This is a genomic window from Methylobacterium sp. 190mf (assembly GCF_900107945.1).
Classification (GTDB): Bacteria; Pseudomonadota; Alphaproteobacteria; order Rhizobiales; family Beijerinckiaceae; genus Methylobacterium.
The window spans coordinates 81,929-106,316 of record NZ_FNVI01000003.1 but is presented as its reverse complement, the minus strand read 5'-3'; the positions used below and the strand labels follow the sequence as shown (position 1 = coordinate 106,316).

At 71.6% G+C, this 24,388-nt stretch carries 28 protein-coding genes; 19 read left to right on the top strand and 9 right to left on the bottom strand.

The genetic code is table 11. From position 1 onward, the window contains the following. Positions 1–24: 24 nt before the first annotated feature. From C4T42_RS04705 to tatC, 5 genes are all read left to right on the top strand, one after another. On the top strand, positions 25–1,404 hold the full coding sequence (locus C4T42_RS04705; protein ID WP_020092040.1) for an SPOR domain-containing protein: 1,380 nt from the start codon (positions 25–27) through the stop codon (positions 1,402–1,404). A 251-nt stretch (positions 1,405–1,655) separates the two neighbouring features. Beyond that, the gene (gene nagZ / locus C4T42_RS04700) at positions 1,656–2,660 is read left to right on the top strand and encodes a beta-N-acetylhexosaminidase (protein ID WP_020092041.1); all 1,005 of its coding nucleotides are present in this window, start codon (positions 1,656–1,658) and stop codon (positions 2,658–2,660) included. Positions 2,661–2,817: 157 nt separating this feature from the next. Further along, the gene (locus C4T42_RS04695) at positions 2,818–3,090 is read left to right on the top strand and encodes a twin-arginine translocase TatA/TatE family subunit (protein WP_020092042.1); all 273 of its coding nucleotides are present in this window, start codon (positions 2,818–2,820) and stop codon (positions 3,088–3,090) included. Positions 3,091–3,193: 103 nt separating this feature from the next. After that, positions 3,194–3,793 (top strand): Sec-independent protein translocase protein TatB, encoded by a 600-nt coding sequence (tatB, locus tag C4T42_RS04690; RefSeq protein WP_056528755.1) that lies wholly within the window; start codon positions 3,194–3,196, stop codon positions 3,791–3,793. Next, complete coding sequence (gene tatC, locus C4T42_RS04685) at positions 3,790–4,590, top strand: twin-arginine translocase subunit TatC (RefSeq protein ID WP_020092044.1); 801 nt, start codon at positions 3,790–3,792, stop codon at positions 4,588–4,590. The genes tatB and tatC overlap by 4 nt, the downstream gene beginning before the upstream one ends. Before the next feature lie 15 nt (positions 4,591–4,605). On the opposite strand, the gene C4T42_RS04680 is transcribed toward tatC, so the two are convergent. Both C4T42_RS04680 and tyrS read right to left on the bottom strand, forming a co-directional pair. Then, complete coding sequence (locus tag C4T42_RS04680; RefSeq protein ID WP_103984760.1) at positions 4,606–5,289, bottom strand: response regulator transcription factor; 684 nt, start codon at positions 5,287–5,289, stop codon at positions 4,606–4,608. A 32-nt stretch (positions 5,290–5,321) separates the two neighbouring features. Then, entirely contained in the window at positions 5,322–6,593 is a 1,272-nt protein-coding gene (gene tyrS, locus C4T42_RS04675; RefSeq protein WP_042675258.1) for a tyrosine--tRNA ligase, read from the bottom strand. A gap of 123 nt (positions 6,594–6,716) precedes the next feature. Between tyrS and C4T42_RS04670 the strand changes: the two genes are divergently transcribed. The 4 genes from C4T42_RS04670 (at position 6,717) to ribB (ending at position 10,774) form a co-directional block, all read left to right on the top strand. Next, a complete protein-coding gene (locus C4T42_RS04670) occupies positions 6,717–7,850 on the top strand; it encodes an anhydro-N-acetylmuramic acid kinase (RefSeq protein ID WP_020092047.1) in 1,134 nt (377 codons plus the stop codon). Beyond that, complete coding sequence (locus C4T42_RS04665) at positions 7,847–8,461, top strand: DUF3578 domain-containing protein (RefSeq protein WP_042675259.1); 615 nt, start codon at positions 7,847–7,849, stop codon at positions 8,459–8,461. The genes C4T42_RS04670 and C4T42_RS04665 overlap by 4 nt, the downstream gene beginning before the upstream one ends. Positions 8,462–8,564: 103 nt before the next feature. Next, positions 8,565–9,665 carry a chorismate synthase gene (aroC, locus tag C4T42_RS04660; RefSeq protein WP_020092049.1) on the top strand — a complete coding sequence of 367 codons (1,101 nt, stop codon included), beginning with the start codon at positions 8,565–8,567 and terminating at the stop codon, positions 9,663–9,665. Positions 9,666–9,697: 32 nt separating this feature from the next. After that, positions 9,698–10,774, top strand: a complete 1,077-nt coding sequence (gene ribB / locus C4T42_RS04655; protein WP_026604765.1) for a 3,4-dihydroxy-2-butanone-4-phosphate synthase — start codon at positions 9,698–9,700, stop codon at positions 10,772–10,774. A gap of 20 nt (positions 10,775–10,794) precedes the next feature. Here the strand turns inward: ribB and C4T42_RS04650 are convergent, their stop codons facing one another. Both C4T42_RS04650 and C4T42_RS04645 read right to left on the bottom strand, forming a co-directional pair. After that, positions 10,795–11,412 carry a LysE family translocator gene (locus C4T42_RS04650; protein ID WP_020092051.1) on the bottom strand — a complete coding sequence of 206 codons (618 nt, stop codon included), beginning with the start codon at positions 11,410–11,412 and terminating at the stop codon, positions 10,795–10,797. A 132-nt stretch (positions 11,413–11,544) separates the two neighbouring features. Then, entirely contained in the window at positions 11,545–12,474 is a 930-nt protein-coding gene (locus tag C4T42_RS04645) for a histone deacetylase family protein (protein WP_103984759.1), read from the bottom strand. A 191-nt stretch (positions 12,475–12,665) separates the two neighbouring features. Between C4T42_RS04645 and C4T42_RS04640 the strand changes: the two genes are divergently transcribed. The 9 genes from C4T42_RS04640 to C4T42_RS04600 all read left to right on the top strand — a co-directional run bounded on the left by C4T42_RS04640 (position 12,666) and on the right by C4T42_RS04600 (position 19,290). Beyond that, the gene (locus C4T42_RS04640) at positions 12,666–13,244 is read left to right on the top strand and encodes a L,D-transpeptidase (protein WP_020092053.1); all 579 of its coding nucleotides are present in this window, start codon (positions 12,666–12,668) and stop codon (positions 13,242–13,244) included. Between the two features lie 162 nt (positions 13,245–13,406). Beyond that, the gene (locus C4T42_RS04635) at positions 13,407–13,847 is read left to right on the top strand and encodes a hypothetical protein (protein WP_020092054.1); all 441 of its coding nucleotides are present in this window, start codon (positions 13,407–13,409) and stop codon (positions 13,845–13,847) included. A gap of 100 nt (positions 13,848–13,947) precedes the next feature. Continuing rightward, a complete protein-coding gene (locus tag C4T42_RS04630; RefSeq protein ID WP_020092055.1) occupies positions 13,948–15,951 on the top strand; it encodes an acetyl/propionyl/methylcrotonyl-CoA carboxylase subunit alpha in 2,004 nt (667 codons plus the stop codon). Between the two features lie 28 nt (positions 15,952–15,979). Then, on the top strand, positions 15,980–16,330 hold the full coding sequence (locus tag C4T42_RS04625) for a hypothetical protein (RefSeq protein ID WP_020092056.1): 351 nt from the start codon (positions 15,980–15,982) through the stop codon (positions 16,328–16,330). A 17-nt stretch (positions 16,331–16,347) separates the two neighbouring features. After that, positions 16,348–16,779, top strand: a complete 432-nt coding sequence (locus C4T42_RS04620) for a gamma-glutamylcyclotransferase family protein (protein ID WP_020092057.1) — start codon at positions 16,348–16,350, stop codon at positions 16,777–16,779. A 146-nt stretch (positions 16,780–16,925) separates the two neighbouring features. After that, complete coding sequence (locus tag C4T42_RS04615; RefSeq protein WP_020092058.1) at positions 16,926–17,774, top strand: formate/nitrite transporter family protein; 849 nt, start codon at positions 16,926–16,928, stop codon at positions 17,772–17,774. Between the two features lie 55 nt (positions 17,775–17,829). Beyond that, the gene (locus C4T42_RS04610) at positions 17,830–18,114 is read left to right on the top strand and encodes an acylphosphatase (RefSeq protein ID WP_103984758.1); all 285 of its coding nucleotides are present in this window, start codon (positions 17,830–17,832) and stop codon (positions 18,112–18,114) included. Positions 18,115–18,193: 79 nt separating this feature from the next. After that, the gene (locus C4T42_RS04605; protein WP_020092060.1) at positions 18,194–18,967 is read left to right on the top strand and encodes a DUF599 domain-containing protein; all 774 of its coding nucleotides are present in this window, start codon (positions 18,194–18,196) and stop codon (positions 18,965–18,967) included. Continuing rightward, positions 18,964–19,290 carry a DUF3253 domain-containing protein gene (locus C4T42_RS04600; RefSeq protein ID WP_020092061.1) on the top strand — a complete coding sequence of 109 codons (327 nt, stop codon included), beginning with the start codon at positions 18,964–18,966 and terminating at the stop codon, positions 19,288–19,290. Before C4T42_RS04605 ends, C4T42_RS04600 begins: the two co-directional genes overlap by 4 nt. Here the strand turns inward: C4T42_RS04600 and C4T42_RS04595 are convergent. From C4T42_RS04595 to epmA, 5 genes are all read right to left on the bottom strand, one after another. Then, positions 19,209–20,054 carry a YdcF family protein gene (locus tag C4T42_RS04595; protein ID WP_020092062.1) on the bottom strand — a complete coding sequence of 282 codons (846 nt, stop codon included), beginning with the start codon at positions 20,052–20,054 and terminating at the stop codon, positions 19,209–19,211. The two genes, C4T42_RS04600 and C4T42_RS04595, sit on opposite strands and share 82 nt — an antisense overlap. A 5-nt stretch (positions 20,055–20,059) precedes the next feature. Next, the gene (locus tag C4T42_RS04590; RefSeq protein ID WP_020092063.1) at positions 20,060–20,710 is read right to left on the bottom strand and encodes a dimethylmenaquinone methyltransferase; all 651 of its coding nucleotides are present in this window, start codon (positions 20,708–20,710) and stop codon (positions 20,060–20,062) included. 100 nt (positions 20,711–20,810) lie between these two features. Continuing rightward, the gene (locus C4T42_RS04585; RefSeq protein WP_020092064.1) at positions 20,811–21,422 is read right to left on the bottom strand and encodes a glutathione S-transferase family protein; all 612 of its coding nucleotides are present in this window, start codon (positions 21,420–21,422) and stop codon (positions 20,811–20,813) included. 16 nt (positions 21,423–21,438) lie between these two features. Further along, a complete protein-coding gene (locus tag C4T42_RS04580; RefSeq protein WP_103984757.1) occupies positions 21,439–22,482 on the bottom strand; it encodes a lysine-2,3-aminomutase-like protein in 1,044 nt (347 codons plus the stop codon). Further along, positions 22,479–23,534 (bottom strand): EF-P lysine aminoacylase EpmA, encoded by a 1,056-nt coding sequence (gene epmA, locus C4T42_RS04575; protein WP_026604766.1) that lies wholly within the window; start codon positions 23,532–23,534, stop codon positions 22,479–22,481. Before epmA ends, C4T42_RS04580 begins: the two co-directional genes overlap by 4 nt. A 191-nt stretch (positions 23,535–23,725) precedes the next feature. Between epmA and efp the strand changes: the two genes are divergently transcribed. Next, complete coding sequence (gene efp, locus C4T42_RS04570; RefSeq protein ID WP_199778764.1) at positions 23,726–24,349, top strand: elongation factor P; 624 nt, start codon at positions 23,726–23,728, stop codon at positions 24,347–24,349. Positions 24,350–24,388 lie beyond the last annotated feature (39 nt).

The window sequence follows — 24,388 nt, the reverse complement described above, 5'->3', positions numbered from 1 at the left end:
CGGCGTTGATGTGAGGATGCTGCCATGACGAACGCTTCGCGCGCTCAGGTCGATTTGGACGCCCTCGCGCGCGATCTGCGTCAGGAGAAGGGCCAGGCGCCGCAGGCGTCCGGCAAGGGCGACCCGCTGGCGGAACTCGCCCGCATCGTCGGCCAGGACGACCCGTTCCGGGCGCTGCTCGCGGCCCGCGACGAGATGCGCGCCGTCGCGCCCGCCGCCCCGCAGCAGGCCGCCTGGAATGCCCGGGTCGAGCCGAGCTTCGCCCCGGAACCCGCCAAGGCCACGCCGGCCGACGCGTTCGACCAGTATCTCGCCTCGGTAGAGCAGGACACGCACCGCGAGGGCGCCGGCTACGCTCCGGAGGGCGGCCCGACCTCGACCGGCGACGAGGAGACCTACGCGGACAGCCGCGCGCTCCGGCGCGCCAATCCGCGGCGGCGGCTCGCCTCGGTGGGTGCCGGCGTCGCCGTGGTGGCGCTCGCCGTCACCGGGGCGCTCACCTACAAGGGCCTGAGCAATTCGGGCCACGGCGGCGTTCCGGTGGTCCAGGCCGATTCTACGCCCCTCAAGGTCGCCCCGAAGGTCGCCGACGGCGTCGAGATCCCGGATCAGAACCGGCAGATCTACGACCCGAAGGGCAAGAAGGACGGCCAGATCAAGATCGTGAACCGCGAGGAGCAGCCCCTCGACGTGGCCGAGGCCGCGCGGGCGGCCCAGGGCCCGTCGCAGCCGAGCGGCGCCCAGGGTGGCACGACGCCGGGCAGCGGCCCGTTCGAGGCCTTCGGGGAGCCGCGCCGCGTCCGCACCGTGGCGGTCAAGCCCGAAGCGCCGCCCGCGCCGCCGCCGCGCGAGCAGCAGGCCGCCGATGCCGGGCCGGCCCCGATCCCCACCATGGTCCTGCCGAGCGACGAGCCGCCCGCTCCGCCGGCCCCGAAGTCCAGGCCCGTCCGCCAGACCGCCGCAGCCATGCCGGCGACCACGGCCACGCCCGTCGACGCGCAGCCGGAAGCCGCGGTCGAGCAGCCGGCGCCCAAGCCGGTGGCCGTGAAGCCGCCGCCGAAGGCCGCCCAGCGCATCGCCGCCGTCGCTCCGGCCGGGGCGGCCGCGCCCGACACCACCGCCAGCACCACGACGGACGACGACGCCGTGAAGTCCGGCCCGGTCAGCGGCTTCTCGGTCCAGCTGGGAGTGCGCAGCTCCGCCGCCGAGGCCAAGGCCGCGTTCCACCAGTTGCAGGCCAAGTACGCGCAGCTCGCCGGCAAGCCCGAGCTGATCCGGCAGGCCGAGGTCAACGGCAAGACGATCTACCGCGTCCGCGTCGGACCGCTGGAGAAGGCTCAGGCCGCGAGCCTGTGCAGCGCCCTGCAGGGCGCGGGCGGCCAGTGCTTCGTGGCCAAGAACTGATCTCCTGACGGCACCTCGCGGACGGGACGGCGTGCCCGTCCGCGGTGATCCGCGTCGCCCGTCCGACCGAGTCCCCTAGGCAACACGGGCGGCGCGATCGCCCCGGCCACCGGTCCGGGGCCCCGGTTTGGTCTTGCCGGCTCCCCGTTCCCGCCCGACTCTGTCGCCATCGATTCGCGCCGCCCGGCGGCCCTGCCGCCGTTCTCGCGCCGTCTTCGCGCCGCCACCGAGCAGTATCCGAGCCGTTCCAGATGACCTCCCGCGCCCTGATTCTCGGCTGCACCGGCCCGTCGCTCACGGCGGAGGAGAGGGCCTTCTTCCGGGACGTGAAGCCCTGGGGCTTCATCCTGTTCAAGCGCAACATCGGGACGCCCGACGAGGTCCGCGCCCTCACCGGGGCACTCCGGGACTGCGTTGGGTCCGACCGGGCGCCGATCCTGATCGACCAGGAAGGCGGCCGGGTCCAGCGGATGGGCCCGCCCCACTGGCCGGCCTATCCGGCCGGCGGTCGCTACGGTCGGCTGAACGGCAGCGCCGCGACCATCGCCCGCCTCGGCGCGCGCCTCATGGCACACGACCTCGCCGAGGTCGGCATCAACGTCGACTGCGCCCCCGTCCTCGACGTGCCGGCGCCGGGCTCGCACGACATCATCGGCGACCGCGCCTACGCGACGAGTCCGGAACGGGTCGCCGAGATCGGACGCGCCGTCGCCGAGGGCCTGATGGCCGGCGGCGTCCTGCCGGTGATGAAGCACATTCCGGGGCACGGGCGCGCCACCTGCGATAGCCACCACGGCCTCCCGGTGGTCGACGCGACCCGCGCGGATCTCGCCGGGCAGGATTTCCGCACCTTCCGCGCCCTCGCAGACCTGCCGATGGCGATGAGCGCGCACGTCGTCTTCACCGCCATTGACCCCGACCGGCCGGCGACCCAATCAGACACCGTCATCCGCGACATCATCCGCGGCGCCATCGGCTTCGACGGCCTGCTGATGACCGACGACCTGTCCATGCACGCGCTGACCGGCACGTTCCGCGACCGGACGGAGCGCGCCTTCGCGGCGGGGATCGACATCGGCCTCCACTGCAACGGCGCGCGCGACGAGATGCAGGCTGTGGCCGAGGCGGCGCCCGAACTGACCGGCGAGGCCGCGCGGCGCGCCGCCGCTGCGCTGGCGCGGCTCGACCCCGCCGGCGACGGGCTCGACGTCGCGGAAGCCCGCGACCGCTTCGCCGCGGCCCTCGCCGCCGCCTGACCTGAGACACCGCGCGGCGATCCATCGCGGCCTTCCACCGGCCGTGGCATCGCCTCTGCTTGTGTTCGGGCGGCGCGATCCCTAGGTTCGCCCCGAAATCCTCAACCGGACGTGGCGTCACGCTCCCGCTTCTTCGGGGCGCCCGCAGGAGGTTGCCATGGGCAGCATGAGTATCTGGCACTGGGTCATCGTCGCGGTCATCGTGATGCTGCTCTTCGGACGCGGCAAGGTGTCCGACCTGATGGGCGACGTCGCCAAGGGCATCAAGGCCTTCAAGAAGGGCATGGCCGAGGACGAGACCCCGCCGGCGGCCCAGGCCGCGCCGCCGCCGGCCGAGCCGGTTCGCACCATCCCGCACACCGCCGAGACGAGCCCCGGCACCGCGATCCCGGCGAGTCATATCCCCGGCGGCGAGCGCAAGCCGGTCTGAGGGCGAGCTTGACTGTAGGACTGTCAGAGCGCGCGCGCTCGTGTAGAGCCTGACGGGGTCCGGCCGCCGTGCCGGATCTCGGGGCAGCAGGACCGTCGACGACATGCTGGACATGAGCTGGGGCGAGGTGATGCTGATCGGCGGCGTCGCCCTCATCGTCATCGGGCCGAAGGATCTGCCGAAGGCGCTGCGCACCGTCGGGCAGATCACCACGAAGCTGCGCCGCATGGCCGGCGAGTTTCAGATGCAGTTCAACGAGGCGATCCGCGAGGCCGAGCTCGACGACGTCCGGCGCGAGGTCGACGGCATCCGCAACACCGTCCGCACGGCGGGCTCGACCTTCAATCCGGTGCAGACGATCCGCGACGAGCTGAAGGGCGCCGTCGAGGGCCGGGCCAAGATGGGTCCGGAGAAGATGGGACCGGAGATGCCCGGCCCCGAGACACCCCCGGTCGAGACCCGGTCGCTGGCCGACGCCACGGCGCAGCTGAAGGCCGAGCAGGAAGCCGCGGCGGCGCCTCACGCCGCCGATACGCATCCGGTGACGCCAGCCGGCGCGTCGGACCATGGTGCGGCGACCGAGGTCGCGGAGGCGCCCCTGCCCGTGCCCGGCTCGGTGGACGATCCGTTCGGCCCTCCGCCCGACCCGCCCGCCGCGCATCCCGCCACCGAAGAGTCCAAGAACGGCACGGCTGCCCGATGATCAGCGAGGCGGACGAGGCCGAGATCGAGGCGTCCCGGGCGCCCCTGCTCGAGCACCTGATCGAATTGCGGTCGCGGCTGATCAAGTCGCTCATCGCCTTCGTGCTGATGTTCTTCGCGTGCTTCTTCTTCTCGCGCGACATCTACAACGTGCTGGTCTACCCCTACGTCTCGATCGTGGGTGCGCAGAACGCCGAGCTGATCGCCACGCACTTTCTCGAGCAGGTCTTCACCAACATCAAGCTCAGCGTCTTCGGCGCGGCCTTCCTGGCCTTCCCGGTGATCGCGACGCAGATCTACGCCTTCGTGGCACCCGGCCTCTACCGCAACGAGCGCAAGGCGTTCCTGCCCTACCTCGTGGCCACCCCGATCTTCTTCCTGCTCGGCGCGCTCGTGGTGTTCTTCCTGGCGATGCCGCTGCTGATCAAATTCTCGGTGTCGCTCCAGCAGGTGGGCGTCGCCGGGGAGCCGACGATCAAGCTGCTCCCGAAGGTCGACGAGTACCTGTCGCTGATCATGACGCTGATCTTCGCGTTCGGCATCGCCTTCCAGCTGCCGGTAATCCTGACGCTGCTCGGCCAGATCGGGATCATCGACGCGGCGTTCCTGCGCGAGAAGCGTCGTTACGCGATCGTGCTGGTCTTCGTCGCCGCCGCCATCCTGACCCCGCCGGACGTCATCTCGCAGCTCTCCCTCGCGATCCCGATGCTGCTCCTCTACGAGGCCTCGGTGTTCTCGGTGGCGCGGGTCGAGAAGCTGCGCGCCGCGCGGCGCGTCGAGGAGGGGCTGGAGCCCTGAGCCGGTGCGCCGGGCTCAGTCCGGCGCGCGCAGGCGGTAGCCGACGCCGGTCTCGGTGAGTAGGTAGCGCGGGCGCTCGGGATCGGGCTCGAGCTTCTGGCGCAGCTGCCGGATGTAGACGCGCAGGTACTGCGGGTCCGACGAGGCCGGCGCGTGGCGCATGAGCTGCGCGTGGGTGAGCACCTTGCCGGCGTGCTGCACCAGCACGCGCAGGAACTCGTATTCCCGCGGCGACAGCTTCACCTCGCGCTCGCCGACGCGGACGATGCGGCGGACGAGGTCGACCGAGAGGTCCTCGACCCGGAAGACCGGCCGCTCCCCCTGCATGGCGAGGCGATGGCGCAGGGCCGCGCGGATGCGCGCCAGCAACTCGTTCATGCTGAAGGGCTTGGTGACGTAGTCGTCGGCGCCGAGATCGAGAGCCTCGACCTTGCCGCGCTCGTCGTCGCGGCTCGACAGGATCACGACCGGCAGGTCGGGCCAGCGCTCGCGGATCGCCGCCAGGAGGGCGTGGCCGGCCATGTCGGGCAGGCCGAGGTCGAGGATCGCGAGATCCACCCCGCCGGCCTCCAGGGCGGCGAGCGCCGCGGCCCCGTCGGCGGCCTCGACGACCGCGTAGTCCTGCGTCCCGAGACCGGTGCGGAGCAGCCGGCGGATCGGCGGCTCGTCGTCGATCACCAGGATGCGGGCTATGCTCACGCGTTCCGTCCCTCGTGGCGGTCTCGGGCGGCCTATTCGGGCCGCAACAGCACGTGCCGCTTCTTGCCGAAGGAGAGCTTGATCACCCCGTCCGCGGTCACGTCGCCGCGGCCGAGGACAGCCTTCTCGTCCGTGACCGGCACGTCGTTGACCCGCAGGCCGCCGCCCTTGATCTGACGGCGCGCCTCGCTGGTGGACGGCACGAGCTTGGCGACCTCCGGCCCGAAGGCGGTGAGCACGCCGAGGCCCGCCTCCAGGGCGGCGGACGGCACGGTGACGCTCGGGAGGTCGGCGGCCAGCGTCCCCTCGACGAAGGTCTTGCGGGCGGTCTCGGCGGCGGCCTCGGCGGCCTCGCGGCCGTGCATCAGCGCGGTCGCCTCCGTGGCCAGCACCGTCTTGGCCGCGTTGATCTCGGAGCCGGCGAGGGCGGAGAGGCGCGCGATCTCCTCCATGGGCAGCAGGGTGAACAGCTTGAGGAAGCGGGCCACGTCCGCGTCCTCGGTGTTCCGCCAGAACTGCCAGTAATCGTAGGGCTTCAGCATGTCCGGGTTGAGCCAGACGGCGCCGGCCGCGGTCTTGCCCATCTTGGCGCCGGACGACGTGGTCAGCAGCGGGCAGGTCAGGGCGTAGAGCTGCGGCGTGCCCATGCGGCGGCCGAGATCGATGCCGTTGACGATGTTGCCCCACTGGTCCGATCCGCCCATCTGCATGACGCAGCCGTAGCGGCGATTCAGCTCCACGAAGTCGTAGGACTGAAGGATCATGTAGTTGAACTCGAGGAACGACAGCTCCTGGTCGCGCTCCAGGCGCAGGCGCACGCTGTCCATCGACAGCATGCGGTTCACCGAGAAATGGCGGCCGACGTCGCGCAGCATCTCGATGTAGTTGAGCTTGGTCAGCCACTCGGCGTTGTCGACCATCACGGCGTCGCCGGCCGCGTCGCCGAAACGCAGGAACCGGTCGAAGGTCTTGCGGATCTCGGCTTTGTTGGCGTCGATCTGCTCGACGGTGAGGATCTTGCGGGTCTCGTCGCGGCCGGACGGGTCGCCGACCCGGGTCGTGCCGCCGCCCATCAGGGCGATGGGCCTGCCCCCGGTGGCCTGCAGCCAGTGCAGCATCATGATCGACAGGAGGTGCCCGACATGGAGCGAGGGCGCCGTGCAGTCGTAGCCGACATAGGTGGTCAGCCGGCCCTCGAGGGCCGCGGCGTCGATGCCGGCGAGGTCCGAGGTCTGGTGGATATAGCCGCGCTCGGTCAGGATCCGCAGGAAGTCGGATTTCGGCGCGAAGCTCTCGGCGGTCATGGATGCCATCTCGGGTCGCGCGCTGGCGCGACAGGCCGAGGCCCCGCATGCTAGCTCGCGCTGGGTTCAGGATACGGCGCGCTCTTAGCAGGGCGTTGACCGAAAGGCACGGGGCAGCACGGCATGGCGATGATGCGCGCGATCGGACTGATGAGCGGCACCTCGCTGGACGGCGTCGACATCGCGCTGATCGAGACCGACGGCGAGCGCGTCCACGTGGTCAAGGGCCACAACAACTTCCTCGAGCCGCTGGGCCCCACCGGCTACCGCGGCTACGCCGACGACGAGAAGGCGCTGCTGCGCGCCGCCACCAAGGACGCCGAATCCGTCCTCCATCCCGCCGACCGGCCGGGGCGTCTGCCGGAGGCCGAGGCCTTCGTCACCCTCGCCCATGCCGAGGCCGTGGAGCGCTTCCTGGAGGAGCACGGCCTGAATGCCTCCGAGATCGACGTGATCGGCTTCCACGGCCAGACCGTGATCCACCGCCCGGACCAGCGGATCTCGATCCAGATCGGCGACGGGCAGGCGCTGGCGACCCGGCTCGGCATCCCGGTCGTCTCGGACCTGCGCCGGGCCGATATCGAGGCGGGCGGGCAGGGGGCGCCGCTGGTGCCGGTCTTCCATAAGGCGCTCGCCGAGGCGTCGGGCTTCGACGGGCCCTTCGGCATCCTCAACATCGGCGGCGTCGCCAACGCGACGCTGATCGACTCGAAGGGGGGCGTCATCGCCTTCGACACCGGTCCCGGAAACGCCCTGATCGACGAGTGGATGCAGGAGCGCGAGGGCAAGAACCTCGACGATGGCGGCCGCACCGCCGCCCGCGGCCGCCCGGACGAGCAGCTGCTCGCCTGGCTCCTGACGCACCCGTTCTTCTTCCGCAAACCGCCGAAGTCGCTGGACCGGAACTGGTTCTCGCACAAGCTCGCCGGGCAACTCTCGACCGAGGACGGCGCCGCGACGCTCACGGCCTTCACGGCCCGGGCCGTGGCCCGGGCCCTCGACCACGCCCCGGAGGTCCCGACCCGCTGGATCGTGGCCGGCGGCGGCGCCCGCAACGGCGAGCTGGTGCGGCTCCTGAACTACCACCTGCGCGCCGAGATCACGACCGCGGACGCGATCGGCTGGTCCTCCGCCTATCTGGAGGCGCAGGCCTTCGCGTACCTCGCGGTGCGCTCGCTCAAGGGCCTGCCGATCACCTTCCCGGCGACCACCGGGGTACGCGAGGCCATCACCGGCGGGGTGCTGGCGCGGCCGTGAGCCTCGGCTACGCCCTCCGGCGGATCGTCGAGGAATACCCGCTCGCCCGGCTCGATCCGCCGGCCGGCCACCCGCTCGCCGCCGTCATCCGCAGGGGTGCGCCGGACGAGCTGCGCGCCGCCCTGGAGCCGATCGACGGGCCGTTCCTGGTGAAGGGCAGCCCGGGGCGCGGGAGCCACTGGGCCGCGATCCCCTGGATCGCCGTGTTCGATCCCGCCGTCACCACCAGCGCCACGCGGGGCTACTACCTCGTCTACCTGTTTCCGGCGAACCGCGAGGCGGTGCACCTGTCGCTGGCGCAGGGAACGGTGGCGGCGATCCGCAGCCACGGTCCGGCGGCCGGTGCCCATCTTCGCGCCAGCGGCGCCGCGCTCAGGACTCGGCTGTCGGACTTCGCCGACGCGCTGCCGAACGCGGCGATCGCCCTCGGCAGCGCGGGCGAATTGCCGGAGGGCTACGAGGCCGCCCACATCCTCGGCCTCACCTACGCCCTCGCCGATCTCGGCGACGAGCGCCGGCTGCGCCGGGATCTCGCGGCGGCGGTCGCGGCGTACCGGGCGCTCAAGGCGCGGGGCGGGCTCGATCTGCCCGGTTCGCCGAAGGCCCGGTGAGGCTGCCGGGCGCTCCGACCCGTCACCGCGCGCGGGTCTGCCCGGCCGCCCTGCACGGGCCGCGTTTGTGCCCCCGCCGCTCCCGCGCTAAGGCAGCCGCGCCATGTCGCACAACACCTTCGGCCACTTGTTCCGCGTCACGACCTTCGGCGAGAGCCACGGGATCGCGCTCGGCTGCGTCGTCGACGGCTGCCCGCCCGGCCTGCCCCTGGAGGCCGAGGAGATCCAGGCCGAGCTGGATCGCCGGAAGCCCGGCCAGTCGCGCTTCACGACGCAGCGCCGCGAGCCCGATCAGGTCAAGATCCTGTCCGGCGTCTTCGCGGACGACCGCACCGGCGGCCGCCAGCTCACCACCGGCACCCCGATCGCGCTGATGATCGAGAACACGGATCAGCGCTCGAAGGACTACTCGGAGATCCGCGACAGCTACCGCCCCGGCCACGCCGACTACACCTACGACGTGAAGTACGGCATCCGCGACTACCGCGGCGGCGGCCGGTCCTCGGCGCGAGAGACCGCCGCGCGGGTCGCGGCCGGCGCGGTGGCGCGCAAGGTCATCCCGGGCGTGACCATCCGGGCGGCCCTCGTGCAGATGGGCCCGCACGCCATCGACCGGTCCCGCTGGGACTGGGACGCGGTCGGCAACAACCCGTTCTTCTGCCCCGATGCCGAGACGGCGTCCTTCTACGAGACCTATCTCGACGGGCTCCGGAAGGACGGCTCGTCGGTCGGCGCCGTCATCGAGGTCGTCGCCGAGGGCGTGCCGCCCGGTCTCGGCGCACCGGTCTACGGCAAGCTGGACGCGGACCTGGCCGCCGCGATGATGTCGATCAACGCCGTGAAGGGCGTCGAGATCGGCGACGGGTTCGCGGCGGCGGCCCTGCGCGGCGAGGACAACGCGGACGAGATGCGGGCCGGCAACGGCGGCCGGCCGCGCTTCCTGGCGAACCACGCGGGCGGCATCCTGGGCGGCATCTCCAACGGCGAGCCGGTCGTGGTGCGGTTCGCCGTGAAGCCGACCTCCTCGATCCTGACCCCGCGCCGCTCCGTCACCCGCGACGGCGGCGAGGTCGATCTCGTCACCAAGGGCCGGCACGATCCCTGTGTCGGCATCCGCGCCGTGCCGGTCGCGGAGGCCATGATGGCCTGCGTGCTGGCCGATCACTATCTGCGCCATCGCGGACAGGTCGGATCCCAGCCCTGATCCGGGTCCGTCCCAACAATTCGAGAATGCCCGTGCCCCACTGCACCGTCACAGAGGCCATCGCGGCCTTCGCCCGCGGCGAGATCGTGGTCGTCACCGACGACGACGACCGCGAGAACGAGGGCGACCTCGTCGTCGCCGCCTCGCTCTGCACGCCGGAGAAGATGGCGTTCATCATCCGCAACACCTGCGGCATCGTCTGCGCGCCGATCACGCAGGCCGAGGCCCGGCGCCTGCACCTCGCGCCGATGGTGGCGTCGAACGACGCACCGCTGGGCACCGCCTTCACGGTCACGGTCGACGTCAAGCACGGGCTGACGACCGGCATCTCGGCGGAGCAGCGCTGCAACACCGTGCGGGCGCTGGCCAACGGCAACATGGGCGCCGGCGACTTCGTGCGGCCCGGCCACGTCTTCCCGCTGATCGCCCGCGACGGCGGCGTGCTCATGCGCTCGGGCCACACCGAGGCCGCCGTCGACCTGTGCCGCCTCGCCGAGCTGCCGCCCGTAGGCGTGATCTGCGAGCTCGCCAACGACGACGGCACCGTCATGAAGGGGCCGCAGATCGAGACCTTCGCCGAGAAGCACGGCCTCAAGCAGGTCTCGGTGGCTGACCTGATCGCCTATCGGCAGGCCCGCGATCGTCTGGTGGAGCGGGTCGGACACTTCCCGGTGCGCTCGAACCACGGCGACCTGAACGCTTACGTCTTCTCGACGCCCTTCGAGTCGATCCAGCAATTCGCGTTCGTGATGGGCGAGATCGGCGACGGCCGCGACGTGCTGGTGCGCCTGCACCGCTCCAACGTCGCTGCCGACGTGATCGGCGGCGGCAAGCAGATCGACGCCGTGCTCAAGCGCTTCGCGGCGGCCGGGCGCGGCGTGCTGGTCTATCTCCGCGACGGCACCGCGGGTGTCCCGGTCAAGAGCGTCACCGACGAGGGAACGGAGGCGCTGCGGGCGCGGCAGTGGCGCGAGGTCGGGCTCGGCGCCCAGATCCTGCGCGATCTCGGCGTGGTCTCGATCCGCAACCTCGCCACCTCGTCCCGCTCCTATGTCGGCCTCTCGGGCTTCGGTATCGAGCTCCTCGGCGACGAGCCCCTGGAGGGCTGAGGCCCGGAAGAGCGCCCCGGTCAGGCGCGGCGCAGGACGGTCCAAAAAGCCGCGCCGGCCATGATCGCCGCGGCGCCGCGGTTCAGCCGCGCGCGAAAGGCCGGCCGCCGGAGAGACTCGCGCGCCCGCGCCGCCAGCGCCGCGTAGGGCGTCATCACGGCGAAGAGGATCGCGGCCGTGATGACGACGAGGGTGACGCAATCCGCCGCCGTCACGCCCCGCAGATCGACGAGCGTCGGCAGGATCGCGAGGTAGAAGACGATCGTCTTCGGATTGCCCAAGGTGATGGTCAGCCCGGCGACGAAGCTGGTCCACGGCCGGTCCCGCGATTCCCCCTCGACCCGGGCTGCGGCTCCGGCCGCGCGCCAGAGCCGGAACGCCAGGTAGGCCAGGTAGAGCGCCGCGCCGTAGCGGACGACGACGAAGACCGCCCCGAGCGCCTCTGCGATCAGCGACAGGCCGAAGATCGCGGCGGCGAGATAGGTCAGGTCGCCGAGGATCAGGCCGAGCGAGAAGGCCATCGCGGCGCCGAAACCGGCGCCCAGGGCCCGGGCGACGAGGGCGACGACGCCGGGCCCGGGGATCGCGGCAGCGACCCCGAGGGCCAGCGCGTAGGTCAGGAAGCCCGCGAGCGTCATCGAGCGGTGCCCGCGGCCGGGACGGGAATGCTCCGCAGGGGTGGGCGCAGACGGCTCCGTGGCGGCATGGCGGCGATCTCCTCCGAGACGCCGATTATCGCCTGCCGCCGGACGACCGCAACGCAGCCGCCGTCAGCGGCCCATCAGCGCGTCGACGTGGGCGGCCACCGACTTGCCGAGGCCCTCGAGGCTGTAGCCGCCCTCGAGGATCGAGACGACCCGGCCGCCCGCGCAGCGCTCGGCCAGGTCCATCAGGCGGCGGGTCGCCCAGCCGAAATCCTCGGCCTCCAGCCGCAGATTGGCGAGCGGGTCCAGCCGGTGCGCGTCGAAGCCGGCGGAGATCACGATCACGTCCGGCCGGAACGCCTCCAGGCGGGAGAGGATGCCGGTCTCGAACGCCTCGCGGAACACCTCGCCGTCGTCGTTCGGCCGCAGCGGCACGTTGACGATCGTGTCCTTCTCGCCCCGCTCGGACGGCGATCCGGTCCCGGGATAGAGCGGCATCTGGTGGGTCGAGCAGTAGAGCACCGAGGCGTCGTTCCAGAAGATGTCCTGGCTGCCGTTGCCGTGGTGGACGTCCCAGTCCACGAGCGCCACCCGCTCGGCGCCGTGCTTCTTCCGGGCGTGCAGGGCCGCGATGGCGGCGTGGTTGAACAGGCAGAAGCCCATCGCGCGGGTCCGCTCCGCGTGGTGGCCGGGCGGGCGCATGGCCACGAAGGCGTTGCGGCACTCGCCGCCGACGACGGCGTCGACGGCGTGCATCCCGCCGCCCACGGCCCGCAGCGTCGCCTCGAGGCTGCCCGCCGACAGGATCGTGTCGGAATCGATGCCGACCATGCCGTGCTCGGGCACCGCCGCCACCAGCGCGTCCACGTACTCGCGCGGGTGCGCGAGGGTGACGGTCTCGATCTCGCCCCGGGGCGCCGTGGCCCGCACGAGGCCCGCGAAGCGCTCGTCCTCCAGGGCCCGCTCCACCGCGCGCATCCGGGCCGGTCGCTCCGGATGCCCCTCGGGGACCTCGTGATCGAAGCTGGCGGGATGGCTCACGTACAGGGTGGTCACGAGGGTCGCTCCCGGGATGCTCGCCTGTCGCGCACCGGCAACAGGAGCCGGCAATGTGCCACGGGCCCAACGCGCGGACTACGGCGGGGTGCCGTTGCCCCCTTATGGTTGCGTGATTCTTCCACGGGACGGACCCGGATCGGCGATCCGCGCGCCCCGTCCGCGGCCGCGACGACCTTCGAGGCGGGGATATGCGCATTATCTCGGGACTCGGCTGCGCCCTGCTGCTGGCGGGCTGCACCTTCAAGGGCGTGCCCGATCCGGCGCTCTCGGCCCGCGACGCCGAGTACATGGCCCTGGTGCCCGAGGCCGAGTTCGATCCGCACTTCGCCCGCTACGAGATCGCCGACCCGACCCGGGAAGCGCCCGGCACCATCGTCGTCGAGACCAAGGAGCGCCAGCTCTACCTCGTCCTGCCGAACGGCCGGGCGATGCGCTACGGCGTGTCGGTGGGCGACGAGGCGTATGGCTGGACCGGCACGGCCCGGATCGACCGCAAGGCGGAGTGGCCGGCCTGGAACCCGCCGGCCGAGATGATCCGGCGCTGGCCGCACGTCCACGCCATGCAGGGCGGCCCGATGAACCCGCTCGGCGCCCGCGCCCTGTACCTGTCGGATCGCGGTCGGGACACGCTCTACCGGATCCACGGCACGAACGAGCCCGAGAAGATCGGCCAGGCGGTCTCCTCGGGCTGCATCCGAATGCGCAACATCGACGTGGTCGACCTCTACAACCGGGTGCCCGTGGGAGCCACGGTCATCGTCCGGTAACGCAACCGGTCAACGTCCCAATAAGCCTGCTTGCTCGGGGGGTGTTTACCTGAACTTCCGTTCAGATCTCGCCATTAACCTCTGGAAGGGGAGCGGTCCCGTAAGTTGAAGACACACAGGGACTAGAGCCGACCGCAACAAAGGTCGGGGAGGCAGGCGATCATGACCACCATTTCCGTTCAACAGTTCTGCAACCATGCTGTCTCGGCCGGCACGATCAGCGACGAGGACCTGCTCGTCCTGAAGCGCGAGGTTCTCCCGGACGGCCTCATGAACCGCGAGGAGGCCGACCTCCTGATCGCCCTCGAGCGGGCGGTGATCGGTTCCGACGCCTTCGCCGACTTCCTGGTCGCCTCGGTCGTCGACTTCGCCGTGTGGGGCTCGCGCCCGACCGGCTACATCGACCGCGACGTCGCCGCGTGGCTCGCCGCCTCGCTCAGCGGCCGCGACGGCCCGAGCGCGGTGGGTGCCCGGATCGCCATGGAAGTCGTCCGCGAGGCCGAGAGCAGCGCCGAATCACTGGTGGCCTTCGCCCTCGAGGCCAACCGTCGCGCCCGCGACACGGTCCAGGCCCCGCGCATGACCTTCGCCCTGGCCGCCTGAGCCTCAGACCAAGGCGCAGCTTCCGTCGGCGGCGCAACTGATCTATCGGGACAGTCAAGCCGGTGCGCAATCCGGCGATCTCGAAAGCAGTGCGCCAGCGATGTTCGACAAGATCCTGATTGCCAACCGGGGTGAGATCGCCTGCCGGGTGATCAAGACGGCCCGGAGGATGGGCATCAAGACCGTAGCGGTCTACTCGGATGCCGATCGCGACGCCGTGCACGTCGCCATGGCCGACGAGGCCGTGCATATCGGGCCCGCTGCCGCCTCCGAATCGTACCTCGTGATCGAGAAGATCGTCGAGGCCTGCAAGAAGACCGGCGCCCAGGCCGTCCATCCGGGATACGGCTTCCTCTCCGAGCGCGAGGCCTTCCCGAAGGCGCTCGAGGCTGCCGGCATCGTGTTCATCGGCCCCAACCCGGGGGCCATCGCCGCCATGGGCGACAAGATCGAGTCGAAGAAGGCGGCGGCCGCCGCCGAGGTCTCGACGGTTCCGGGCTTCCTCGGCGTGATCGAATCACCCGAGCACGCCAGGAAGATCGCCGACGAGATCGGTTACCCGGTGATGATCAAGGCCTCCGCGGGCGGCGGCGGCAAGGGGATGCGCATCGCCTACTCGGGCGAGGAAGTGGCGGAGGGCTTCGCCCGCGCCAAGTCGGAGGCGGCCTCCTCCTTCGGCGACGACCGCGTCTTCATCGAGAAGTTCATCACCGACCCGCGCCACATCGAGATCCAGCTGATCGGCGACAAGCACGGCAACGTCGTCTACCTCGGCGAGCGCGAGTGCTCGATCCAGCGCCGTAACCAGAAAGTGATCGAGGAGGCGCCGTCGCCGCTCCTCGACAAGAAGACCCGCCGCAAGATGGGCGAGCAGGCCGTCGCGCTCGCCAAGGCGGTGAACTACGATTCGGCCGGCACGGTCGAGTTCGTCGCCGGGCAGGACAAGTCCTTCTACTTCCTGGAGATGAACACCCGTCTGCAGGTCGAGCATCCGGTCACCGAGATGATCACCGGCCTCGACCTCGTCGAGCTGATGATCCGCGTCGCGGCCGGCGAGAAGCTGCCGATCACCCAGGACGACGTGAAGCTGAACGGCTGGGCGGTCGAGAGCCGCGTCTACGCCGAGGACCCGACCCGCAACTTCCTGCCCTCGATCGGTCGGCTGACCACCTACCGTCCGCCGGAGGAGGGCCAGCAGGGCACGGCGATCATCCGCAACGATACCGGGGTGGAGGAGGGCGGCGAGATCGCCATCCACTACGACCCGATGATCGCCAAGCTGGTCTCCTGGGCGCCGACCCGGGCCGAGGCGATCGCCGCGCAGGGCGAGGCCCTCGACGCCTTCGCCATCGACGGCATCCGCCACAACATCCCGTTCCTCTCGGCGCTGATGGCCCATCCGCGCTGGCAGGAGGGTCGGCTGTCCACAGGCTTCATCGCCGAGGAATTCCCCGAGGGTTTCACGGCTCCGGAGCCCGCCGGCCCGGTGGCGATCCGCATGATGGCGGCGGCGGCGGCGATCGACCACAAGCTCAACCAGCGCAAGCGCGGCATCTCCGGGCAGATGCGCGCGCCCGGCCTCTTCGCCTTCGAGCGTGAGCGCGTGGTGATCCTGGCGGGTCAATCCTTCCCGGTGACGGTCGAGCCGGAGGGCGAGGACATCCTCGTCACCCGCGACGACGGCACGGCGCTCACGGTGGCGAGCGCCTGGCGCCCGGGCGAGCCGGTCTGGATCGGCACGATCGGCTCGGAGCGCGTGGCGATCCAGGTGCGCAGCCTGCTCAACGGCGTGTTCCTGCAGCACGCCGGCGCGGCCGCCGAGGCCCGGGTCTACACCCGCCGCGAGGCGGAGCTCGCCGCCCTGATGCCGGTGAAGGAGCAGGCCGGCTCGGGCAAGCAGGTGCTCTGCCCGATGCCCGGCCTCGTGAAGCAGATCCTCGTCACCGAGGGCCAGGAGGTGAAGAACGGCGAGCCGATCGCGGTCGTCGAGGCCATGAAGATGGAGAACGTCCTCCGCGCCGAGCGCGACGCGACGGTGGGGAAGATCCACGCCAAGGAGGGCGACAGCCTCGCGGTCGACGCGGTGATCCTGGAATTCGCCTGATCGCGGGGCACGCGTCGCGCTCGCGGCCGTGACTACGGTTCACAATGAGCAGACCAAGCTGCTGGCGACGGCGCTGAACAACATCGCGGTTGCCTACGTCGTCATCGGCTTCGTCACGCCGATGACGGCCGCGAGCTTCGGTGTGCCGAGTGCACCGGCGCTGCGCGTCGAGAACGCGATCTTCACGCTCGTTTGGCTGGGGACCGGCTGCGCAGTACTGTTACGGTGCGAGGCGTGCCCTCCGGAGCCTGAAGCCGTGAACTACGACTGGATCTTCGTAACGTTCGGCATTCCGGCGATCACGCTGGCGATCGCCTACGCGGCCGTGCGCGCGAACGAGCGGGCCGCGCAGCGCCTCGATCCCCCAGCGGGCGAGTAGGCTCTCACAGCTCCGGCATGCCCCTCTATTTCGCCTACGGCGCCAACATGGATGCCGCCGCGATGGCGCTGCGCTGCCCGGTTTCGCGGCTGATCGGCGGCGGACATCTGCCGAACCACCGCTTCATCATCATGCGCGAGGGCTACGCGTCGGTCGTGCCCGATCGAAGGCGCACCGTCTGGGGCGTCCTGTGGGAACTCGCTCCCGACGACATCCCGGCCCTCGACCGCTACGAGGGCGTCGCCGGGGGGCTCTACACCAAGGCGGCGCTGCCGATCCGCACCGGGGAGGGCGTCAAGCGCGCCCTGATCTATCGCGGATGCTCGACCGCGCCCGGGCGTCCGAGGCCCGGGTACCTGGAGGCGGTCGTCGCGGCGGCGCGCGCGGCGCAGCTGCCGCCCGCCTATCTTCGGGAACTCGGCACCTGGACCCGCGGCCTGCCCGCTTGAGCGTCGCGCAGTTGGTACGCGACATGCTTGCCCACGAGCGAGCTGGAGGGCGAGCGGCAGCACCGCGCCCGTCCGGCCATCCGTGATTGCGCGGCGCGCCCGTCGGTCAACGACGATCGGCGTGCGTTCGCGAGGGAGAGTTGTGCATGTCGTATCTGGCGCCCGCCGATTTCGTGAAGAAGGCCGTCGATGCCGGTGAGGCGAAGGTCTTCATGGCTACCAAGGACACGTTCATCCGGGCCTACATGGCCGGCGCGATCCTGGCGCTCGCCGCCGCCTTCGCGGTGAGCGTCAACCAGGCGACCGGCCAGCCGCTGGTCGCGGCGCTGCTGTTCCCGGTCGGCTTCTCGATGCTGTACCTGCTCGGCTACGACCTGTTCACCGGCGTCTGCGTGCTCACGCCGCTCGCCCTCATCGACAAGCGCCCCGGCGTCACCGTGGCCGGCGTCGCCCGCAACTGGGTGCTGGTCTTCTTCGGCAACTTCGCGGGCGCCCTGACCACCGCGGTGATGATGTCGATCGTCTTCACCTTCGGCTTCGCCACCGAGCCGAACGCCGTCGGCAAGCTCATCGCCGGGATCGGCGAGGCGCGCACCCTCGGCTACGAGAAGTACGGCGCCTCGGGGATGCTGACGCTCTTCGTCCGCGCCATGCTGTGCAACTGGATGGTCTCGACCGGCGTCATCGGCGCCATGCTGTCGACCTCGGTGCCCGGCAAGGTCATCGCGATGTGGATGCCGATCACGGTGTTCTTCTTCATGACCTTCGAGCACTCGGTGGTGAACATGTTCCTGTTCCCGTCGGCGATCCTCATGGGCGGCCACCTCACGGTGATGGACTACCTGCTCTGGAACGAGATCCCGACGCTGATCGGGAACATCGTGGGCGGCATCGCCTTCACGGGCCTGATGCTCTACTCCACGCATGTCCGCACCGGCGCGACGCGGACCCCGGCCCTCGGTGCCGGCATGCGTCGCCCGATCGCGGCCGAGTGAGGCCATCCCGGCCCGCGCCGCCGGCGCGGGCCCATCCAGGCGAGACCGCGCCCGCATGAGCGAGACCCGGACGATCTCCGTCATCGTCACCGGTCGCGTCCAGGGCGTGTCCTACTGGGCCTGGACGCAGTCCGAGGCCCGCGCCCGCGGCCTCGCCGGCTCCGTGCGCAACCGCGACGACGGCACGGTCGAGGCGGTCTTCAGCGGCGCGCCGGAGGCCGTGGCGGAGATGGCGGCCCTGTGCCGGTCGGGTCCGCCGGGTGCGCGCGTGACCGACGTGGCCGCGCGGGACGGCGGCGACGTGCCGCGCGACGGCGAATTCCGGATCCTGCGCGACTGAGATCGCCGCGGCGGGTTCAGCGCGCGCCCGCGGACTGGTATGGCGGACGGCCCCTTCGCGTATCCGCCATCCGGAGACCATGACCGACCTGTCCGCCGGCAGCGCCGCCTTCTCGCATCTCGATCTCGCGGCGCTGCTCTACTTCGTCCTCGCCTGGATCGCCTACGGCCTGTCCGTCGGCCGGCTGCGCGGCAGGATGGTCTCCCTCAGCCAGATCATGAACGGCCACCGGGCCAACTGGGCGCGCCAGGTCATCGGCCGCGACAACCGGGTGGTCGACACGCAGATCAACGCCTCGCTGCAGAACGGTACGGCCTTCTTCGCCTCGACCTCGCTCATCGCGCTGGGTTCCGTCCTGACCCTGTCGCGCTCCGGGGACGACGTCCTGAACCTGTTCGCCACGCTGCCCTTCGGGACGGTGGCCAATCGCCTGACCTGGGAGCTGAAGGTCGCCGGCCTCGCGCTGATCTTCGTCTACGCGTTCTTCAAATTCGCCTGGGCCTACAGGCTGTTCAATTACACGGCGATCCTGCTGGGCGCCGTGCCGCACAAGGGGTCCGGCACGAGCGACGTCGAGATGCTGCGGGCGGTGCGGCGGCTCGCGGCCATGAACGTCAGCGCCGGGCGGCACTTCGCCCGCGGTCAGCGCGCGTTCTTTTTCGCGCTGGCCTATCTCGGCTGGTTCATCAGCCCCTACGTGCTGTTCGTCTCGACGACGGCCGTCGTGATCATCATGTGGCGCCGCCAGTTTGCCTCGGAGATCCGCAAGGCTCTCCTCGAAGCCGGGGAGGGGCCCCACGAGGGACCGCTCGAGGCGCCGCTCCTGTCGCCCGCCGAAGAGGCCCGCACATGACCGACCCACGACCCGACGACGCCGCGATCGAGACGGCGATGCTGCGCCTCGTGGCCGAGCGCGGCGCCGACAAGACCGTCTGCCCCTCGGAGGTCGCCCGCGCCCTCGGCGGCCCGCACCCGGACGGCTGGGGCCCGCTGATGCAGCCTGTGCGCCGGGTCGCGGTGCGGCTCGCCCATGCCGGGCGGATCGCGATCCTGCGGAAGGGGAAGCCCGTCGACCCGGACGATTTCCGCGGGATCTACCGCCTGTCGCTGCCGACCTCCGATGCGGCCTCGGAAGCCCCCCTGGAATCCGGTCCCGGCAGCCAGTCCGGCGTGTAGCCGGACAGGCGATAGGCGACGAGGCCGATCCACTCCTTCACGGCCAGGTCGAACTGGAGCAGCCCGTCCGACGCGAAGCCGTGGAAATGCGCGACGTCGCCCCAGCCGCGGGTCCGGTAATCCACCGGGAACGCGTCCACCGCGAATCCGGCCTGGCGGAAGCAGCCGACCGCCCGGGGCATGTGCCAGGCCGAGGTCACGAGCAGCCAGCGCTCGCCGGGCTTCGGCTGCACCAGGGCCGCCGAGAAGGCGGCGTTCTCGTGGGTGTTGCGCGAGCGGTTCTCCAGGATAAGGCGCGTCCGCGGAACGCCGATCACGTCCGCCTGCCGGCTCACGATGTCGGCTTCGGCCATGCCGCCCGCGATGAAGCCGCTGCCGCCGGAGAAGACCAGCCGCGCCGCCGGGTAGCGCCGGGCGAGGTCGGCGAGATAGATCGGCCGCTCGCCGGCATCGTTGACGACGATCTGGCGACGCGCCTCCGAGAGGCCCGTCTCGATGCCGCCGCCCAGCACGATGATCCCGGCCGGGGCCGGCCCGTCATCCGGATAGGCGGGGAAGCGCTGCTCGAGGGGGATCAGGGCCACGTCCGACAGGGGCGCCAGCCCGGCCGCGCCGAGCAGCAGGGTGCCGAGCAGCGCCAGACCGAGGCCGGCCCTCCGCCACCGCGTCACCGCAGCGACGGCGATCCCGAGCAGGATCGCGAAGATGCAGAAGTTCGACGGGGTGATCAGGAAGAAGATCACCTTCGAGACGGGGAAGAACACGGTGCTCAGGCCGGCTTCGTCTCGGCCTCGAACCGGGCGAGCGCCGCGGCGTCCGGCGGAAGGAGACTCGCGAGGTCGGCGCCGCGCTCGACCTCGCGCTGGATCCAGAGATCGAGGCGCTGCTGCTCGACGGCCTCCAGGGCGACCCGCTCGGCGAGCGCCGCCGGCACGGCGACGAGGCCGCTCGAGTCGCCGACCAGGATATCGCCGGGATGGATGGCGGCGCCGCCGCAGGCGACGCGCTCCTGCGTGCCGACCAGGGCCAGGGCCCCTGTGGCCGCGGCCGGCCGGCACCAGGCGGGGAGGCCGATCTCCTCGGGCAGGGCCGCGTCGGTGATCAGACCGACGGCGCCGCGCTGGGCGAGGCGTGCCGCCAGGATCGCTCCGAATGGCAGGGCGAGGGCGGAGGCCGCGGCATCGATCACGACCACAGCGCCTTCGGGGACGGCATCGATGGCCGCGGCGAGATCGCCCGCGGCGTCGTCGCGGGCCGGGATCATCCGCATCGTGTAGGCGGGCCCGACCACGGTTCCGCTCCCCCGCGCCGAGAGCCCGTGTGGCGTGCAGGCCTTCACCCCGGCCCGCGCAAGGGCGCGGGCGAGGCTCGCCGGTGTCACGGCGGAGAGCGCGTCGCGCAGGGTTGGGTCGATCGCCATCGGGGGCTCCGTGAAAGGCCGGTCCCGGTCCGGGCGGCGCGGTCGGGGAAGGTGGATCGCGCGGGCGTGCCGGCAAGGCTCCGGGCGCCCGCGGCGGCCGTCAGGCGATGGGCTCGCCGAGCGCCCGGGCGGCACCGGGCCGGACGGCGATCCGGTCGTACCAGCGCCGCAGCGCCGGGCGCTCGATCCGCTCGGCCGGAAGGTTCAGCCAGCGATGCGCCGCGCAGCCGAGGGCGATGTCAGCGATGCCGAAGCTGTCGCCGACCGCGTAGGTCCGGTCCGCGAGATGGCGGTCGAGGATCTCCGCCATGGCCTCGCTCTTCTTCAGCGATGCGGCGATCAGGCCGCGGTCCGGATCGGCCGCGCGGTAGAGCTGCCAGAAGGCGTCGCGCATGGCCGGCGTGAAGCTCGTGGCCTGCCAGTCGAGCCACTGCTCCGCGTGGGCGCGCGCCCGGGGGTCAGCCGGCAGGGCCAGGGCCGGGCTCACCGCCGCCAGGTAGCGGAGGATCGCGTTGGATTCCCACAGGACGAAGCCGTCCTCCTCCAAGGTCGGGACGAGGCCGTTCGGGTTCATCGCGCGGTAGCCGGGGTCGTCGACGACCCCGTGGGCGCCGCCGGCCTCGACCCGCTCGTACGGCAGGCCCGTCTCGTCGAGTCCCCACACCGCCTTCTGCACGTTCACCGAGGTGAGGCGGCCCCAAAGCCTGCGCATAATCGAAGAGTCTCCGTCACGCCTTCGGCGGGTAGGCGTGGTCCTGCCCGCCCGGATCGGTCACGCGCACCCCGTCGGGGGTGTCGTGCAGGTAGCCCGGTCCGATCGGCACCTTGCCGTGGCCGCCGGGAATGTCGAGCACGTAGGTCGGCTGGGCGAGGCCGGAGAGGCGGCCGCGCAGGGCGCGCATCAGCGCCTGCCCCTTGGGCACGTCCGTGCGCAGGTGGGCCGTCCCGGGGGCCAAGTCGCCGTGGTGGAGATAGTACGGTTTGATCCGGTTCTCGACGAGGATCCGCATCAGCGCCTCGAGGGTCGCGGCCTCGTCGTTGACGCCGCGCAGGAGCACCGACTGGCTGACCAGGGGAATGCCGGCATCGACCAGCCGGGCGCAGGCGGCGCTGGCGGCGGCGGTGAATTCCCGCGGATGGTTCGCGTGCACGGCGACGAAGACCGCCCGCCCGAACCGCTTGAGCGCCTGGACCAGGGCATCGGAGACGAGATCGGGCTTCACCACGGGCACGCGCGTGTGGACCCGCATGACCCGGACATGGGGGATGGCGGCGAGGCGCTCCGCGATGGCGCCGAGGCGGCGCGGCGAGAGCGCGAACGGGTCGCCGCCGGTGAGCACCACCTCCCAGATCCGCGGATCCTGCGCGATGTAGGCGAGGGCGGCGTCGAGTTCGGCGTCGGTGAGGGTCCCGAGCCCGTCGGGTCCGACCATCTCCCGGCGGAAGCAGAAGCGGCAGTAGACAGGGCAGATGTGGAGCGGCTTCAGCAGCACGCGGTCCGGGTAGCGGTGCACGATCCCCGTCACCGGGGCGTGGGCGGCGTCGCCGATCGGGTCGGCGCGCTCCTCCGGCGTCGCCACGGCTTCCGCGGCGCGGGGCACGAACTGGCGGCCGATCGGGTCGTCGGGGTCCTGCGGGTCGATCAGCTCGGCCATGTCGGGCGTCACCGAGACCGCGTAGCGCGCGAGGACGGCGCCGAGGGCCTCGGCCTCCGCCCCCGAGATCAGGCCGGCGGTGAGGAGGTCGTCCGCGCTGCGCAGGACCCGGTTCATGGCCGCGTCTCCGCCACGGGAGTCCAGATCACGTCCTCGACCCGGGTAGCCCCGCAGGCCAGCATCGCCAGGCGGTCGAAGCCCAGGGCGACTCCCGACGCCTCCGGCATGACGGCCAGCGCCGCGAGGAACTCGTCGTCGATCGGGTAGCGCTCGCCGTAGACCCGCTGCTTCTCGGCCATCTCGGCCTCGAACCGGCGGCGCTGCTCCGCCGGGTCGGTCAGCTCGCCGAACGCGTTGGCCAGCTCGACGCCGCAGGCGTAGAGTTCGAACCGCTCGGCCACCCGCGGGTCGTGCGGCGCCGGACGGGCGAGGGCGGCCTCGCTGACCGGGTACTCGCACAGGATGGTCGGGCGGCCGAGGCCGAGATGCGGCTCGATCCGCGCGACGAGGACGCGGGAGAACAGGTCGGCCCAGGTATCGTCCGGGGCGACCCGGAGGCCGGAGGCCGCGACGGCGGCGGCCAGAGTCTCGCGGTCCGTCTCGCCGCCCGGCGCGACGCTCGCCAGCAGGTCGATCCCGGCGAAGCGGTCGAAGGCCTCGGCCAGGGTGAGGCGCTCCGGCTCGGCGAAGGGATCCGTCTCCCGGTCGCGGAAGGTGAAGCGGCGGGCGCCGGCGGTCTCGGCCGCGCCGGCGAGCAGGTCGGCGCAATCCGCCATCAGCGCCGTGTAGGGGGCGCCGGCCCGGTACCACTCGAGCATCGTGAATTCGGGATGGTGCAGCGGCCCGCGCTCGCGGTTTCGGAACACCCGGGCGACGCTGAACAGTCGTGGCTCGCCCGCCGCCAGCAGCTTCTTGCAGGCGAATTCCGGCGAGGTGTGCAGGTAGAGGGACGTGCGGGCGCCGCTCGCACCGACGGCCTCGGTGGCGAAGGCGGACAGGTGCGCCTCGTTGCCGGGCGAGACCTGCAGGCAGGCGGCCTCGGCCTCGACGAAGTCGCGGTCCGCGAACCACGCGCGGAACGCCGCGAGGACGCGGTTGCGCAGGAGCAGCGCCGGGCGCCGGTCGGCGTGGCGGCCGGCCGACCACCAGGGGGAGGCGGGTCCGCTCACGACCGGCCTCCGCGCCGGATCGGGACCGGCCGGCTCCAACCGGGACGCGTCGCGTTCTGGAGCACTCTCATCCTCGGACCTGACTGGCTCCGGGCCGCGGAGACGCGCCGCGGCCGATGCCGGTTGCCATCGACGGTCCGCGCCCGCCCGCTGGCAACCGCGGCGCAGATGCGATAGTGGCGGGGTCCGAGATGCAGCGCCCGCGCTTGGCGCGTGCCGGCCCCCATGTCAATGCAGGACGCAATTCCGTGAAGGTGATCGCCTCAACGCTCCGCAAGGGCAACGTCGTCGAGAAGGACGGCAAGCTCTACGTGATCCTGTTCGCCGAGAACATCCACCCCGGCAAGGGCACCCCGGTGACCCAGCTCGACATGCGCCGGATCACGGACGGCGTGAAGGTGTCCGAGCGCTACCGGACGACCGAGCAGGTCGAGCGCGCCTTCGTGGAGGATCGCGAGCACACCTTCCTCTACAGCGACGGCGAGGGGTTCCATTTCATGAACCCCGAGAACTACGAGCAGATCGCGGTGCCGCAGGACGTGGTCGGCGACGCCGCCCCGTACCTTCAGGAGGGCATGGCGGTGATGCTCTCCGTCCATAACGGCGTCCCGCTGACCATCGAGCTGCCCCAGCGTGTCACGCTCGAGGTCGCCGAGACCGAGCCGGTCCTGAAGGGCCAGACCGCCTCGTCGTCCTACAAGCCCGCGACCCTGTCGAACGGCGTGCGCACGACCGTGCCGCCCCACATCGCCGCCGGCACCCGCGTCGTCGTCATGACGGCCGACGGATCCTACGTCGAGCGCGCCAAGGACTGATCCGGTCCGCGCCGGCGACCAACCCTGCGAGGTCGGTCG

Coding starts and splice junctions, on each gene's coding strand:
- efp (WP_199778764.1), top strand. CDS start 23,726: ATGCAGCGCCCGCGCTTGGCGCGTGCCGGCCCCCATGTCAATGCAGGA.
- C4T42_RS04605 (WP_020092060.1), top strand. CDS start 18,194: ATGACCGACCTGTCCGCCGGCAGCGCCGCCTTCTCGCATCTCGATCTC.
- C4T42_RS04650 (WP_020092051.1), bottom strand. CDS start 11,412: ATGACGCTCGCGGGCTTCCTGACCTACGCGCTGGCCCTCGGGGTCGCT.
- nagZ (WP_020092041.1), top strand. CDS start 1,656: ATGACCTCCCGCGCCCTGATTCTCGGCTGCACCGGCCCGTCGCTCACG.
- tatC (WP_020092044.1), top strand. CDS start 3,790: ATGATCAGCGAGGCGGACGAGGCCGAGATCGAGGCGTCCCGGGCGCCC.
- C4T42_RS04590 (WP_020092063.1), bottom strand. CDS start 20,710: ATGGCGATCGACCCAACCCTGCGCGACGCGCTCTCCGCCGTGACACCG.
- tyrS (WP_042675258.1), bottom strand. CDS start 6,593: ATGACCGCCGAGAGCTTCGCGCCGAAATCCGACTTCCTGCGGATCCTG.
- C4T42_RS04640 (WP_020092053.1), top strand. CDS start 12,666: ATGCGCATTATCTCGGGACTCGGCTGCGCCCTGCTGCTGGCGGGCTGC.
- C4T42_RS04615 (WP_020092058.1), top strand. CDS start 16,926: ATGTCGTATCTGGCGCCCGCCGATTTCGTGAAGAAGGCCGTCGATGCC.
- C4T42_RS04705 (WP_020092040.1), top strand. CDS start 25: ATGACGAACGCTTCGCGCGCTCAGGTCGATTTGGACGCCCTCGCGCGC.
- C4T42_RS04695 (WP_020092042.1), top strand. CDS start 2,818: ATGGGCAGCATGAGTATCTGGCACTGGGTCATCGTCGCGGTCATCGTG.
- C4T42_RS04585 (WP_020092064.1), bottom strand. CDS start 21,422: ATGCGCAGGCTTTGGGGCCGCCTCACCTCGGTGAACGTGCAGAAGGCG.
- C4T42_RS04600 (WP_020092061.1), top strand. CDS start 18,964: ATGACCGACCCACGACCCGACGACGCCGCGATCGAGACGGCGATGCTG.
- C4T42_RS04635 (WP_020092054.1), top strand. CDS start 13,407: ATGACCACCATTTCCGTTCAACAGTTCTGCAACCATGCTGTCTCGGCC.
- C4T42_RS04620 (WP_020092057.1), top strand. CDS start 16,348: ATGCCCCTCTATTTCGCCTACGGCGCCAACATGGATGCCGCCGCGATG.
- C4T42_RS04670 (WP_020092047.1), top strand. CDS start 6,717: ATGGCGATGATGCGCGCGATCGGACTGATGAGCGGCACCTCGCTGGAC.
- aroC (WP_020092049.1), top strand. CDS start 8,565: ATGTCGCACAACACCTTCGGCCACTTGTTCCGCGTCACGACCTTCGGC.
- C4T42_RS04580 (WP_103984757.1), bottom strand. CDS start 22,482: ATGAACCGGGTCCTGCGCAGCGCGGACGACCTCCTCACCGCCGGCCTG.
- C4T42_RS04630 (WP_020092055.1), top strand. CDS start 13,948: ATGTTCGACAAGATCCTGATTGCCAACCGGGGTGAGATCGCCTGCCGG.
- C4T42_RS04610 (WP_103984758.1), top strand. CDS start 17,830: ATGAGCGAGACCCGGACGATCTCCGTCATCGTCACCGGTCGCGTCCAG.
- tatB (WP_056528755.1), top strand. CDS start 3,194: ATGCTGGACATGAGCTGGGGCGAGGTGATGCTGATCGGCGGCGTCGCC.